At 67.8% G+C, this 14,080-nt stretch carries 13 protein-coding genes; 6 read left to right on the top strand and 7 right to left on the bottom strand.

Annotation, left to right across the window (positions count from 1 at the left end; all coding sequences use genetic code 11):
- Positions 1–91: 91 nt before the first annotated feature.
- Complete coding sequence (locus ACFFGN_RS14215; RefSeq protein ID WP_380047421.1) at positions 92–448, top strand: MmcQ/YjbR family DNA-binding protein; 357 nt, start codon at positions 92–94, stop codon at positions 446–448.
- A 469-nt stretch (positions 449–917) separates the two neighbouring features.
- Positions 918–2,075 (top strand): TerC family protein, encoded by a 1,158-nt coding sequence (locus tag ACFFGN_RS14220; protein ID WP_380047423.1) that lies wholly within the window; start codon positions 918–920, stop codon positions 2,073–2,075.
- 149 nt (positions 2,076–2,224) lie between these two features.
- Here the strand turns inward: ACFFGN_RS14220 and ACFFGN_RS14225 are convergent, their stop codons facing one another.
- The 4 genes from ACFFGN_RS14225 to ACFFGN_RS14240 are packed head-to-tail and all read right to left on the bottom strand — an operon-like array spanning position 2,225 to position 6,387.
- Positions 2,225–3,238 (bottom strand): LacI family DNA-binding transcriptional regulator, encoded by a 1,014-nt coding sequence (locus tag ACFFGN_RS14225; protein ID WP_380047426.1) that lies wholly within the window; start codon positions 3,236–3,238, stop codon positions 2,225–2,227.
- Between the two features lie 22 nt (positions 3,239–3,260).
- Positions 3,261–4,160 carry a carbohydrate ABC transporter permease gene (locus ACFFGN_RS14230; protein ID WP_380047428.1) on the bottom strand — a complete coding sequence of 300 codons (900 nt, stop codon included), beginning with the start codon at positions 4,158–4,160 and terminating at the stop codon, positions 3,261–3,263.
- Positions 4,157–5,068, bottom strand: a complete 912-nt coding sequence (locus ACFFGN_RS14235; protein WP_380047430.1) for a carbohydrate ABC transporter permease — start codon at positions 5,066–5,068, stop codon at positions 4,157–4,159. Before ACFFGN_RS14235 ends, ACFFGN_RS14230 begins: the two co-directional genes overlap by 4 nt.
- Positions 5,065–6,387 carry an ABC transporter substrate-binding protein gene (locus ACFFGN_RS14240; protein ID WP_380047433.1) on the bottom strand — a complete coding sequence of 441 codons (1,323 nt, stop codon included), beginning with the start codon at positions 6,385–6,387 and terminating at the stop codon, positions 5,065–5,067. The genes ACFFGN_RS14235 and ACFFGN_RS14240 overlap by 4 nt, the downstream gene beginning before the upstream one ends.
- Positions 6,388–6,568: 181 nt before the next feature.
- Here ACFFGN_RS14240 and ACFFGN_RS14245 point away from each other — a divergent pair, with 181 nt between their 5' ends.
- Positions 6,569–8,596, top strand: a complete 2,028-nt coding sequence (locus tag ACFFGN_RS14245; RefSeq protein WP_380047435.1) for a beta-galactosidase — start codon at positions 6,569–6,571, stop codon at positions 8,594–8,596.
- Here ACFFGN_RS14245 and ACFFGN_RS14250 read toward each other — a convergent pair.
- Genes ACFFGN_RS14250 through ACFFGN_RS14260 form a run of 3 tightly spaced genes read right to left on the bottom strand, consistent with a single transcriptional unit; the run spans position 8,593 to position 11,341 of the window.
- Positions 8,593–9,459, bottom strand: a complete 867-nt coding sequence (locus ACFFGN_RS14250) for a C40 family peptidase (RefSeq protein ID WP_380047437.1) — start codon at positions 9,457–9,459, stop codon at positions 8,593–8,595. The two genes, ACFFGN_RS14245 and ACFFGN_RS14250, sit on opposite strands and share 4 nt — an antisense overlap.
- Complete coding sequence (locus ACFFGN_RS14255; protein ID WP_380047439.1) at positions 9,456–10,523, bottom strand: dipeptide epimerase; 1,068 nt, start codon at positions 10,521–10,523, stop codon at positions 9,456–9,458. Before ACFFGN_RS14255 ends, ACFFGN_RS14250 begins: the two co-directional genes overlap by 4 nt.
- A complete protein-coding gene (locus ACFFGN_RS14260) occupies positions 10,520–11,341 on the bottom strand; it encodes a serine hydrolase (protein ID WP_380047441.1) in 822 nt (273 codons plus the stop codon). Before ACFFGN_RS14260 ends, ACFFGN_RS14255 begins: the two co-directional genes overlap by 4 nt.
- 103 nt (positions 11,342–11,444) lie before the next feature.
- Here ACFFGN_RS14260 and ACFFGN_RS14265 point away from each other — a divergent pair, with 103 nt between their 5' ends.
- From ACFFGN_RS14265 to ACFFGN_RS14275, 3 genes are read left to right on the top strand one after another with little or no spacing between them, the layout of a single operon-like run.
- On the top strand, positions 11,445–12,380 hold the full coding sequence (locus tag ACFFGN_RS14265; protein WP_380047443.1) for a cobalamin biosynthesis protein: 936 nt from the start codon (positions 11,445–11,447) through the stop codon (positions 12,378–12,380).
- Entirely contained in the window at positions 12,380–13,060 is a 681-nt protein-coding gene (locus ACFFGN_RS14270; RefSeq protein ID WP_380047446.1) for a phosphoglycerate mutase family protein, read from the top strand. Before ACFFGN_RS14265 ends, ACFFGN_RS14270 begins: the two co-directional genes overlap by 1 nt.
- Positions 13,061–13,120: 60 nt before the next feature.
- A complete protein-coding gene (locus ACFFGN_RS14275) occupies positions 13,121–14,077 on the top strand; it encodes a DUF3500 domain-containing protein (RefSeq protein WP_380047448.1) in 957 nt (318 codons plus the stop codon).
- The last annotated feature ends 3 nt before the right edge of the window (positions 14,078–14,080 follow it).

The raw sequence follows: 14,080 nt of genomic DNA on the forward strand, positions 1-14,080 counted from the left end.
CGGTCGTTCGGCTGCGGTGGTGGCCAATGCGGTGGTGGCCAATGCGGCCGGTGGTCTGGTGCACTGGGGGTCGGGCGTGGATGGAGGATGGATGAGGCTGAGCGGGAAAGAACTGCTTGAGCATTGCCTGGCCAAGCCGGGGGCGTGGCAGGACGAGCCGTGGGAGGGCGACGTCGTGGCGAAGGTGAGCGACAAGATCTTCGCGTTCCTCGGCGGTGGTGATTCCGTCGGCATCAAGTGCGGCCGGAACCGTGAGGAGGCCGACGAGCTGATCGCGGCCTACCCCGAAGACGTCTCCGTGATGGCGTATATCGGCCGCTCCGGCTGGAACACCGTGAAACTCGGCGGCAGCGTGCCGGATGACGAGATCCTGGAACTGGTCGACGCCTCGTACGACACGATCGTCGCGAAACTCCCCAAGTCCCGCCGCCCCCTCGCCAACGACTGACTACCCAACTCGCCGACGCCCCGATCGGCCGCTCGGCGCGTGGCCAGCAACCTCCACGTTGGTCCGTCGGGCTGTCGGGGAGGGCCGGCTGTGGCGTCGTTGGTCCGGTTGGCCGGGCCGGTGGCCGGTCTGGTGGCTGCTCCGGACTGGTCGCGTGTGCGTCGGCCTCGGCTCCTCGGTTCAGGCCGGCTGCAGGGGACTGGGGGCGGGGGCAACTGTCGTGCGCTGTGGTATTCCCGAGTGTTGCGTGAGCATCCCAACAGGTAGAACGGGTGTCCCGGATTTGGAACAACTGGGTGTCAGCCATCAGAATGGGGGTCGTTGAAGGGGAGTATTCCTTCGCAGCGGTATCGTCATCACGGTCGGAGGGCAACCCCTTCACCCGGTGCCGCTGGCCCGGCCCGCTACATATGCGCCAGGCGGAAGAGACCTTCGGAGTCCGTCTTTTCGTCTGAGCTCCGGAGGACCTGTGGACGTTCACCCGTACGTCTGGTACATCACCGTTGGCGTTCTGCTCGCGGTGCTCGCGTTCGATGTTTTTGTCATCGGACGCCGCCCGCATGAGCCGAGCACCAAGGAATCGGCGTCGGCGATCATCTTCTACGTTTCGATGGCCCTGATCTTCGGTCTGGGCGTTTGGTACTTCTCCGGCGGGCGGTATGCCGGAGAGTTCTACGCCGGCTGGCTCACCGAGTACAGCCTCAGCGTGGACAATCTGTTCATCTTCCTGATCATCATGAGCCGCTTCGGCGTGCCCAGGAAGTACCAGCAGACCGCACTGCTGGTCGGCATCATTCTCGCGCTGGTGTTCCGTGGCATCTTCATCGCGCTCGGCGCGGCCGCGATCAACCAGTTCTCGTGGATCTTCTACATCTTCGGCGCCTTCCTGATCTACACGGCGGTCCATCTGGCTCGCCAGGGGGAGAACGACGATGAGGACTACCAGGAGAACGCGGTCATCCGGTTCGCCAAGCGCCGCCTGCCGGCCACCGACGAGTACAACGGCGTCAAGCTGACGGTGAAGCAGAACGGCAAGCGGCTGATCACGCCGATGGCCATCGTCATCATCGCGCTCGGTACGACGGACCTGCTGTTCGCGCTCGACTCGATTCCCGCGATCTACGGTCTGACCCAGGAGCCGTTCCTGGTCTTCACGGCCAACGTGTTCGCGCTGATGGGTCTTCGCCAGCTGTACTTCCTGCTGGGTGACCTGCTGCGCCGCCTGGTGTACCTGTCGCTCGGTCTGTCGGTTGTGCTCGCGTTCATCGGTGTGAAGCTGGTGCTGCACGCCATGCACGAGAACGAGCTGCCCTTCATCAACGGCGGCAAGCACGTGGAGTGGGCGCCGGAGGTGCCGATCTGGGTGTCGCTCGGGTTCATCATCATCACCCTGGGCATCACGACGATCCTCAGCCTGCGCAAGTCCCGGCGCGACGCCGCCCGCGGCGAGGACCCGGCCGCGGCCGGATCCGTGCCGCCGAGCGATGGGCCCAAGCCCGGCGACTCCGGCAACGCGGCGGTCGGCAGCACCACGGCGAACGGTGCGACGGTCGACAGCGCGGCCCGAAGCGGCGTACAAGATGTCTCGGACGAGCCCAGCAAGTCGGGTTCGGCAAAGAAGTCCTGATCAAAGCCCGGTCCTAGAGTTCGGCTCTAGCCAGCGAAAGCCCCGGTTCTCCACCTAGCAGGGAGAGCCGGGGCTTTCTCGTGCCCACCGTGCGGCAAGGAAGCCCACTGTGCGGCGAGAAGCCGCGGAGCCCTGGGAAAGGGAGGCCGCTAGGTGGAGGAGCGGGCGATGAGGGTGGTGGGGTAGGTGACGGCGGCGGGTTGCTGGCCGTTGATGACCTCGTTGAGTAGGCGGACCATCTCCGCGCTGATGCGTTCCAACGGCTGGCGCATGGTGGTGAGCGGCGGCTGCACCGTGGCGGCGAGACCCGAGTCGTCGAAACCGCCTACCGCGACATCACCCGGTACGGCGAGACCGCGCGCCGCCAACGTGGTGAGGGCGCCGGCGGCCATCAGGTCCGACGCGACGAACACGGCATCGAGGTCCGGCCTGCGATCCAGCAGTTCCGCCATCGCGCGTTGCCCGCTCGCCCGGGTGTAGTCCCCGTGCGCGACCAGCTCCTCGTCGTACGAGTCGCCGAGTTCGTCGCGATAGCCCTGCAGACGCAGTACGCCGCCGGGGGTGTCGAGTGGCCCGGTGATGGTCGCGACGTGCCGTCGCCCGCGATCGAGCAGGTGCCGGACCATCTCGCGGGCGCCCGCGACGTCGTCCGCCGCGACGTGCGCGACCTTGCCCTCGTAGCCGAGTGGCGTGCCGCAGGCAACCATCGGCACCTGCTCGTGGAGCAGACTGGCGACGACCTGGTTGTCCCGGTGGGACGAGATCAGCAGTACGCCGTCCACGTGCCCGGCGGTGACGTACTCGGTGACGCGCCTTCGTTCCTCGGCCGTGCCCGCCACCATCAGCAGCAGCGGCATGTCGAGTTTGGCGAGCGCATCGGCCGCGCCACGAAGCAGGACGGCGAAGTTCGGGTCCTCGAACAGCAACTGATGTGGTTCGGTGAGCAGGAACGCGACCGAGTTGGACCGGCCGGTCACCAGACTCCGGGCGTGCCGGTTCGCGGCGTACCCGGTTGAGCGGATCGCGGCGTTAACGGCGGCGAGTGCGTCCGGTGAGACCCAGTGGCCGCCGTTCAGCACCCGGGAGACCGTGCCGCGGGAAACTCCCGCGACCGCGGCCACATCCTTGATGGTCGGACGCCTGCGCCCGCCGTTCTCCGCCACGAACCGAGAGTTTATGACCACCTCAACTCTTGACCCCGCCGGCCGCGAGATCGACACGCCAGTACCGCTGGAGGGTGAGGAACAACGCCAGCAGGGGCAGGATCGACAGCAGTGAGCCGGTGATCACCGAGATGTAGAGCGCGGGTTGCGAGGCGCCCTGGTTGAGCAGGCCGGACAGTCCGACCGTGAGCGGGAACAGCCGGTCGTTGCCGAGCATGATGTACGGCAGCAGGAAGTTGTTCCAGATCGCCACGAACTGGAACAGGAACACCGTCACCAGCCCCGGCGCCATCAACGGAACCGCCATCGAACGGAAGATCCGGAAGTCCCCGGCGCCATCGGCCCGGGCCGCCTCCACGATGTCGTCCGGTACGGCGGCCGCGGCGTAGATCCGGGCCAGGTAGATGCCGTACGGGCTGATGATGCTCGGCAGCAGCACGGCCCAGTAGGTGTTGGTCAATCCGAGCTCGGCCAGCATCAGGTACTGCGGAATGGCCAGCACCACGCCCGGTACGAGCACACCCGCGAGCAGCAAATTGAAGATGGCCGCCTTCCCCGCGAAGGCGTACTTCGCCAGGCCATATCCGGCGGCGGCCGACACGACCGTCGAGAGCAGCGCGCCCACGCCGGCATACAACGCGGTGTTGGCCATCCAGCGCCAGAACAGGCCACCGCGATATGCGGTCAGCTCGGCGATATTGCTGAACAGGTGGGTCGACGGCCGGAACGTGTTGGTGGAGAACAGGTCGGCTCCACTCTTCGTGGACGCGATCAGCACCCACAACACCGGCAGCAGGCAGTAGGCCGCGCCAAGCAACAGCAGCGTCGTACCGATCGGGCTGCGCTTGCCGTCCGGGGAGCGCCGGTCGGCAACAGGACCCGGCGTCTCGCGTACGGCCGGTTCCTGTACCAAGGTCGTCATCGGCCCTCCTGGCTGAACGCGCGGTTCTGGACCAGCCGCAGAAATCCGAACGACAGCACGAACGTCGCCAGCGCCAGGATGACGGAGGTCGCGGCGGCCGAGTGCAGGTCGTTGCGGGTGAAGGCGTCGCGATAGACCTTCATCAGCGGTGTCCAGGTGCTGGAGATGTTGTTGGTGAGCGGCCGCAGGGTGGTCGGTTCGGCGAAGACCTGCAGGGTCGCGATCAGCGAGAAGACAAAGGTCATGATCAGCGACGGCATCACGATCGGCACCTTGATCCGCCAGGCGATCGCGATCTCGCTGCAGCCGTCCAGCTTGGCGGCCTCGTAGATGTCGGTCGGAATCGCCTTGAGCGCGGTGTAGATGACGATCATGTTGAAGCCGACGCCACCCCAGACCGCGATGTTGGCGATCGCGTAGATGATCAGCCCGGACGACAGCGGGTTCGGTAGCACCTGGCCGGCCTTGTCCGCCAGCGAGTGGAACGGGCTGACCGACGGCAGGTACAGGAATCCCCACAACAACGAGGAAATCACCGCGGGTACGGCGTACGGCAGGAAGATCGACAGCCGGGTGAAGCCCTTCACGCTGGTGCGCGGGCTGTCGAGCAGCAACGCGAACAGCAGAGCCAGTCCGAGCATGGCGGGTACTACCAGCAGGCCGTAGGCCCCGATCCGGAGCAGGCTCGAGGCCAGCTCCGGATCGCCCAGCGCGCGCGTGTAGTTCGACAGCCCGGCCCAGACTTCCTCGCGAGCGCCCTTGCCGAGGCCGAGGCCCTTCACCTTGACGGTTCGCAGGCTGAGGTAGATCGCGTACACGATCGGCAGCGCCAGGAAGGCGATGAACAGCAGCATCGCCGGCGCGAGGAAAACGTACGCCGTCAGCGGGCGACGGGGCGATTTGCTCACTTGACCGTGAATCCGGACTTCTGGAGGTCCTCGCGGGTGATCTTCTGCATCGCCTTCACCGCGGCGGTGAACGCGCTCCGGGACTTCGCCTCGGTGGCCTTGCCGAACTCATCGGTGTAGGCGGAGTAGGCGACGTTCACGTTCGGGCCGAAGGTGAAGCTGCGGGCCGTCTTGGCGGTCTCGGCCGCGACGGTGTAGAAGTCCGGCTGGTTGCTGAAGAAGGCCGGGGGAGCGGAGAGCGCCTTCTCCTGTCCAGGCTGGTCCGCCGGGTAGAGGGCGCTCTTCGTGACCAGAGCGGCTACAGCGTCCTGGGAGGTGTTGAGCCACTCGGCGAACTTGGCCGCTTCTGCCGGGTGCTTCGACTGCGTAGTTACTGCAGTCGCGGAACCACCCCAGTTGCCCGTGGCGGGTTGGGAGGCGTCCCACTGCGGCATAGGCGCCATCGCCCACTTGCCCTTGGTGGCGGGCGCGTTGCCTTCGAGAACTCCCGGGGCCCAGACGGCCGACAGCCAGCCGACCTGGGTGCCGTTGTTCAGGGCCGCGTTCCATTCGGGCGTGTACATCGGCTTGTTCGCGATGACTCCGGACTCGACCAGTCCGCCCCAGTAGTCCGCGACCTTGAGGGTGGCCTCGTCGTCGACCGAGACCGACCAGGCTTCACCGTCGATACCCCACCAGGAGGCGCCGGCCTGCTGCGCCAGACCGACGAACCAGCCCGGGTCGTTGGCCGAGAAGGTGCCGAGGTACTTCTTGGGGTCCGCCTTGTGCAGCTTGGCCGCGACATCGGCGTACTCGTCCCAGGTCTTCGGCACGGTCAGCCCGAGCGACTTGAAGATATCCGCGCGGTAGTAGAACTGCATCGGCCCGGAGTCCTGCGGAATGGCGTACACCGCGTCGCCACCCAGGGTGACGGACTTCCAGACGCTCTCCGGGAAGTGACCGGCGGTGTCCTTGCTGACGTGGCCCGCGATGTCGGCGAGGGCGTCGGAGGAGACGAGGGTCGGGATCTTCTGGTACTCGGCCTGCATCAGATCGGGCGCGCCGCTGCCGGCCTTGATCGCGGTGAGCAGCTTCGTCACCGCCGCGTCGCCGCCGTCCTGCTTGTTGACGGTGACCTGGATCTCCGGGTGCTGGGCGTTCCAGGCGCTCACCACCTTGTCCATGTTCGGCGCCCAGGTCCAGAAGTTCAGCTTGACCGGCTGCTGCGGCTTGCTGCCGCTGTCCGTGGCGCTGGGGCTGTCGCCGCCGGAGCACCCGGTGAGCGCCAGTGCCGCTGCCGCCGCGAGCGCGGTGAGCCGACGGGCCGTGTTGCTTCGCATCGTGATTCCTCCTCAGGGGACAGCCGCTGGCTCCAGGCATTCGGGATCGGCCGGGCGGCGACTGTGCACGTTCACAGTGCAGTGCGGTTCACATACTTGTCAACGGCGGGTTTCGTGCTGTTTCCTTAGCGTTGCGAGCGCCAGTTCGCCCTGTGAGCGTGCACAGCTTTGAGGAGCCAGCTTGAGCCCCACACCGCACCGCCCCAACCTGGACCGGTTGTTCGGCGAGGTCCCGGCGATCAAATACGGTGGCGATTACAACCCCGAGCAGTGGCCCGAGGAGCTTTGGCCGACCGATATCGAGCTGATGCGCGAGGCCGGGGTGAACCTGGTCAGCATCGGGATCTTCTCCTGGGCGTTGCTCGAGCCCCGTGAGGGTGAGTACGACTTCGGCTGGCTGGACCGCCTGTTCGCGATGCTGCACGAGGCGGGCATCCGGATCAGCCTCGGTACGCCGACCGCCTCGCCGCCCGCCTGGTTCTTCCACCGCTATCCCGAGGCCCGGGTCGTCACCCGCGACGGTATGACGCTGGGCTTCGGCTCCCGCGGCATGGCCGACCCGAGCTCCGCCGCGTACCGCCGGGCGAGCGCCTCGATCGCGAACGCCCTGGCCGAGCGGTACGGCAAGCACCCGGCGCTGGCCATCTGGCACGTGCACAACGAGTACGGTGCGCCCGTCTCCGAGTGCTACTCCGACGAAAGCTGCCGCGCCTTCCGGATCTGGCTGCAGGAGCGGTACGGAACCCTGGACGCCCTCAACGCCGCCTGGGGTACGGCGTTCTGGGGCCAGGCGTACGGCGAGTGGGAGCACATCTCGGCTCCGGCGGAGTCGGCGAGTGTGGTGAATCCGGCCCAGCGGCTGGACTTCGCCCGGTTCAGCTCGAACGCCTTGCTGGAGTGCTTCATCATCGAGCGCGACGTGATCCGGGCGAAAAGCCCGGACGTGCCGATCACCACCAACTTCATGGCGGGTACCTGCCCATCGGTCGACCTGTGGAAGTGGGCGAACGAGGTCGACATCGTCGCGAACGACCATTATCTGATCGCCGAGGACACCCGGGCCCAGGTCGGTCTGGCGCTGTCAGCCGATCTGACCCGCTCGATCGCGGGCGGACGGCCGTGGATGCTGATGGAGCACTCGACCTCGGCGGTCAACTGGCAGCCCCGCAACGTCGCCAAGCGGCCGGGGGAGATGGCCCGGAACGCGCTGGCCCATCTCGGCCGGGGCGCGGACGCGATCATGTTCTTCCAGTGGCGGGCCTCCCGCTCGGGCGCGGAGAAGTTCCACTCGGCGATGGTGCCGCACGCCGGTACGCGAAGCCGGATCTGGTCGGAGGTCTGTGCCCTCGGCAGCGATCTCGGCCGGCTGGCGGAACTGACCGGCTCCGAGGTGAAGGCGGAGGCGGCGATCCTTTGGGACTGGGAGTCGTTCTGGGCCCAAGACCTGGAGTGGCGACCGAGCGAGGACGTGTCCCATCGCGAACGGATCGACGCCTGCTACGACCGGATGTGGCGGGACAAGGTCACGGTCGATTTCGCTCATCCCGAGGCGGACCTGACGTCGTACCGGCTGGTGGTGGCGCCCGCGTCGTACCTGCTGAGCCAGGCGGCGGCCGACAACCTCCGGCGGTACGTCGAGGCCGGTGGCACGCTGGTGGTGTCGTACTTCTCCGCGATCGTCGACCAGTACGACGCGGTCCACCCGGGTGGTTACGTGGCGCCGCTGCGCGACGTACTCGGCCTGACGGTGGAGGAGTTCCTGCCGTTGCGGGCGGGCGAGAAGGTCCAGCTCGATCAGCCGGGGCTGACCGGGGACGTGTGGGCGGACGCGATCACGCTGGAAGGCGCCGAGGTGATGACGGTGTTCGAGGACGGCCCGGCCGCGGGTGGTCCCGCCATCACGCGGAACACCCTGGGCGACGGCAAGGCCTGGTACGTCTCAACCCGGTTGACCGTCGAGGACCTGGCTGTCGTGTTCAACCGGGCCTACCAGGACGCGGGCATCGACGTGCCGGCGGATCTACCTGAGGAGCTCGAGCTGGTCCGGCGATCGGGCCAGGGCGTCGATTACCAGATCGCGATCAACCACGGCGACAAGCCGTTCGACCTCGCAGTCGGTGGTACGGACCTGTTGTCCGGTCAAGACGGCGATTCGCACAAGGTCCCGCCAGGCGGCGTCCGAGTTATCCGAACCGCTGGAGCGAGCTAGAGCCGGGCGGCAGCGACCAAGGTGCTAAGGCGCTCCGGGGCCAGTGCTTCGTCCTCAAGGACTTTGCCGGTCTCTGAGGCGTGCAGCATCCCGGCGGGGGATACGAAGCCGACGTGGTGCACGGTGTCGCCTGGCCGGGCGAAGAAGTACAAGTCGCCCGGCTGGGCCTCGTCCACTGCGACGTGTTCGAGCGCGTCGCACTGGTCATGCGCGTCGCGAGGCGTTCTGAGGCCCACAACCCGGTTAACCGCGTGGATCAGTCCAGAGCAGTCGAGCCCGTACGCCGACGTACCGCCCCACAAGTACTGCAGGCCGAGGAACTGCGATCCGAGCCGTAACCGCTCCATAGCGTCAGCAGGTTCGCTCACCACTCGCACGGCCTCATCCGCTAGCCAGCCCGAACCGCCGTCGGGCAAGGCCACCCGGACATACCCGTCCGTGCGCTCGGTCGAGGCCAGCACGGTCCCGAACGACAACTCCAGCAAGGGCGATCCACCCGGCTCGGCCATCAACTGCGTCAGCGGTACGGCGACCGCGACCGGGTCCGACGCCGCGGCCGGGAGTTCGCCGAGATGGCTTGACGGGATCCAGCCGGGATAGCCGAGGGGATCGCTCGACGAGGGCTGCCAGGGCGCGATGATCTCGGACCAGCCGTCGCGCTCGGACCGGATCAGCACCGGCTCGGCGTACAGGGCCTGGGTCAACGTTCGCCCGTGCAGGCCGAGGCGGACCTCGGTGTTCATCGAATCGGCCCAGGCGGCGACGTCGGGCGTGGCCGCGATGGCGGGAGCGTCCAGATCGCGAGGAGCTTCGGGGGAGGTCCAGACCGTGCTGACTCCGACCTTGATGGCGGCTAGCTTCATACCGGTAACCCTGTCACGTCGAGGCCATTGGCCGAAGGTAAACGGATGTCGGCGCCGTCATAGCTGATGCCGCCGGTGACGGACGGTTCAGCCAGCCACCACGCCGCGTCAAGATCGCTCACCGCGGTGGTCGGATACGCGGCCACCAACGCCGCAGCTGCGCCGACTCCGACCGGGCCTTCCATCATCGAGCCGACGACCGTACCGAGGCCATGGGCGCGAGCCAGTTCGAGCAGCGTGCGGGCCGGGCCGAGGCCGCCGCACTTGGCGAGCTTGACGTTCACCAGGTCGGCCGCGCGATGCCGGATCACCGCCACCAGATCGCGTACGCCGAAGACCGACTCGTCGGCCAGGATCGGCGTACTGACCCGGTCGACGATCCAGGCCATGCCGTCGAGATCGGCCGCGGGCACGGGCTGTTCGACCAGTTCGATGTCGAGGCCCGCGTCCTCCATCGCGCGGATCGCCCGGACGGCGTCACGCGCGGTCCAGCCCTGGTTCGCGTCGAGCCGGATGCGCGGTTCAGGGCCGACAGTCGTACGCACCCGCTGGACCCGCTCGAAATCGGCGAGCCCGTCGCCGGTCCCCACCTTGATCTTGAGTACGTCGAACCCGTCCGCGATCCGGGCCTGCGCGGCCGTCGCGAGGCTGTCGGCGTTCCCGGCGGACAACGTCACGTCGGTTCGCACGGTCGTGACGCTCGAGCCGAGGAATCCCTGCAGGCTCTGGCCGGTTCGGCGCGCGGCCAGATCGTGCAACGCGACGTCGACCGCGGCCTTCGCGCCGAAGTTGCCGACGGCCGCGTCCTGCACCCGGCGAAGTGCCTCGGTCAGGTCGTCGGGTCCGAGACCGTTGAGCGCGGCGGCGAGTGGTCCCTCGACACAGGCCTGGGCGCCGGCGAGCGATTCGCCCGTCACCTTCCAAACCTGCGGAGCCTCGCCCCAGCCGCTCAGGCCGTCGGCCGACAGCTCGACCAGCAGCGAGTCCGCGTGCGTCGCCGTGCGCAGCGCCGTCACGAACGGGGTGTGCAGCGGAGCCGAAACGAGATGCGTTGTGAGCTTCACCGAACCGCCGCCAAGTCGTGCCGGTGGGCAAACGCCGCCGCGGCGATATCGGCGATCAGCGCCTGGGCCGTTGCTTCGGGCAACGAAGAGCTCGTGCACACCGCCAGCACAAACGGATCCGCGTCGGCCGGGCGCACGATGCCGCCGTCGTGGCGAACGCGATCATCCCAGCCGTTCTTGTGCTCCACCCGGGTCCCGGCGGGCAGCAGCTTGGGGATCTCGTCGTTCCACTCGTTGGCCGCCAGCAGGTCCCGCAGGTACGTGCAGGAACCGGCCGAGGCCGCCTTGTTGTTGCCAACGGCCACCAGTACGGCGGCCAGGTCGGCGGGGCTCATCACGTTGTTGATACCGGCGTCGCGGGCGCGGACGTCATCGATACCGCGCTGGATCACACTGCGGCCCGAGCCGAATTCGGCCAGCACGGCGTTCGCCTTGTCGATGCCGACCAGGTCGAGCACCAGATCGGTGGCGAGATTGCCCGACACGGTGATCATGTTCGTGGCCACCCAGCGCAGCGTGACCTCGTTGCCCATCTCCTGCCAGACCGTCTTCGAATCGTCGTTCGCCTCGGTCAGCCCGAACCGGCCGCCGGCCGCCGACGGGAAGTCGTTGTGCACGGTGATCTTCTGGTCCAGGTCGAGCCGCCCGGCCTCGACCTCGCGCATCATCGCGATCGCCACCGGTAGTTTCATCGTGCTGGCCGAGTAGTGCGTGCGGTCCGCGTCAGCGGTGAAAACCGCGGTCCCGTCCATCCGCCCGAGCCAGACCCCGAACTCCCCGGTCCCGGCCACGCCCTCGAGCAGTTCCGTAATTCCCATGCCCGCCACCCTCGCATATCCGCCGCAGCTCCGCCTGCCGGATCCCCGGGGTTTTCCCACGATGGAAAACCCTGCGCCTTCACGGGCCTGGCAGACTGCCCGGGTGTTCGTAGCGCGTGGGATCGGGTTGGTACTGGGGTTCGTGGCGGATCGTGTTCTGGGTGATCCGGAGCGCTACCACCCTGTAGCCGGGTACGGGCAGGCCGCCGCGGCGCTGCAACAACGGATGTACGCCGACTCCCGCGCGGCCGGTACGGCGTACACGGTCGTGCTGGTCGGTACGGCGACTGCCGCCGGTCTAGCTGTCGAGAAGCTGGCCAACCGCCATCCAGTGGTTCAGGCCCTTGCGACTGGCGTAGCCACTTGGGCGGTTCTAGGCGGTCGCAGCCTCGAGAGGGAAGCCGAGATCATGGCGTCGCACCTAGACGCCGGGGACATGCCTGCCGCTCGCAAACGCCTGAGCCACCTCTGCAGCCGCGACGCGACAGACCTGGTTCCAGCGGAACTGGCGCGGGCAACGGTCGAGTCGATCGCGGAGAACACCTCGGACGCTTGCGTTGCACCCCTGCTCTGGGGAGGCGCCTTCGGCGTACCGGGGCTTGTCGGTTATCGCGCGGTCAACACGCTCGACGCGATGGTGGGCTACCGCTCGGCGAAGTACCTGAAGTTCGGCTGGGCCTCGGCTCGGCTGGACGACGTGGCGAACTACCTGCCGGCCCGGGCGTGCGCCGTACTCACCGGGCTGGTCGCGGGAAGGCCTGCCGAGGCCTGGCGGATTTGGCGTCGCGACGCGCCCGGCCATCCGAGTCCGAACGCGGGACCGGTGGAGGCCTCGTTCGCCGGAGCGCTCGGGCTTCGCCTGGGCGGTTCGAACACCTACGGGAACGAGGTGGAGGACCGGGGCACGCTCGGCGACGGCCCGCGCCCCGGCGTACCCGACATCCGCCGTACCGCCGACCTCGCCCGGCGCGTCGCGATTGCGGCCGCGGCCACCGCCGTGGTGCTGTCTTTCCGTACCGGTAGGAAGGGGACCTCCTGATGGGGTTGAGCAAGCGGCCGCTGCGGATCGCGCTGGTGCGGCACGGCGAGTCCGAGGCCAACCTGGACAAAAGCATCTTCGAGCGCGTGCCAGACCACGCCATTCCGCTCACCCCACACGGCTGGCAGCAGTCGGCCAAAACCGGCGCGGAACTGCGCGAGCTGTTCGAGAACGAGCCCGTCCGCGTCTACGTCTCGCCGTACCTGCGGGCTTTGCAAACCCTGGAGGGCCTCGGCATCGACGACCTGGTCGAGACTGCCCGGGAGGAGCCGCGGCTGCGGGAACAGGACTGGGCGAACTACCAGGACACTGCCGACATCCTCCGCCAGAAAGAACTGCGCAACTCCTACGGCCACTTCTTCTACCGGTTCACGCATGGCGAGTCCGGGTCGGACGTGTACGACCGGGTCTCGACGTTCCTGGAGACGATGCACCGCGACTTCGAGAGCGCGGACGCGCCGCGGAACATCCTGCTGGTCTCGCACGGTCTGACGATGCGGCTGTTCTGTATGCGCTGGTTCAAGTGGTCCGTGCGGTTCTTCGAGACCCTGTCGAATCCGGACAACGCCGAGACCCGGGTCCTGCTCCGGCAGCCCGATTACCGCTACAAGCTCGATCGGCCGTTCGACCAGTGGTGCGACTACACCCCCACGCCACGCGAACGCTCCGCCTGGCTCTGACCCCGGAATGAGCCAACCGGCGTCTAGGGTCGCGGGGAACTTCGGATTGGGAGGCCGTTCATGAGGGATCTGCTGCGCGATGTCACGCTCGAACTGCTGGAGACGCTCGACGAGGCGCAGAGCAGCGCGATCCGGGCGCCGTTCGATGTGGACGACCGGCTCGAGTGGACGTACCTGCCGGGCGCTCGTCCCGGGCTGACCCTCGGGGAGATGACCGCGGACCAGCGAGTGCTCGCGCGGCGGCTGATCGAGATCGCCTGCAGTGAGCGCGGCCTGACCGACGCACTAGGCGTGATCGCGGCCGAGGGCATTCGGCGCAACCTCCCGCAGCTCGCGCCGGGTTCGACCGTCGACCTGTTCGAGGACCAGCGGTATTTCCTGCGCATCCTCGGTGATCCCGCCGGCGACGAGCCGTGGGCCTGGCGGCTCAACGGCCATCACCTGGCCCTCCACCAGACCGTCACCGCCGCGGGCGTTTCGATCACGCCGCAGTTCTTCGGTTCCGAGCCGACGACCGTGCTCGAAGGCCCGCACACCGGCCGGCGGTTCCTCGCGGCGGAGGAGTGGCTCGCCCGCGACCTGCTCGCCGCGCTCGAACCAGCCCAGCGGGAGCTCGCGATCGTCTCCCCGGACGCGCCGGACGACATCCTCACCCGGTTCGACCCGGTCGCGGATCCGGGCCTGCTGCACAAGGGCCTGCCGTACGGCGAACTCGATCCGCGCCAGCGCGACCTGTTCACCCGCCTGGTCGACCAGTACGTCGGCCGCGCGGCCGAACCGATCGCCCAGCGCGCGTGGCACGACATCACCGACGCGGGCATCGAGCAGCTGACCTTCGCCTGGGCGGGTAGCCCGAAACCAGGCGAAGGCCACTACTACTCGATCGCCGGCCCGACGTTCCTCCTGGAGTACGACAACACCCAGGACGAGGGAAACCACATCCACTCGGTCTGGCGCGATCTGCGCAACGACTGGGCCCACGACCTCCTAGCCGCCCACTACGCCGCCCATAGCTAACGG

Source organism: Kribbella deserti (assembly GCF_042434725.1).
In the GTDB taxonomy this organism is placed as follows: domain Bacteria; phylum Actinomycetota; class Actinomycetes; order Propionibacteriales; family Kribbellaceae; genus Kribbella; species Kribbella deserti.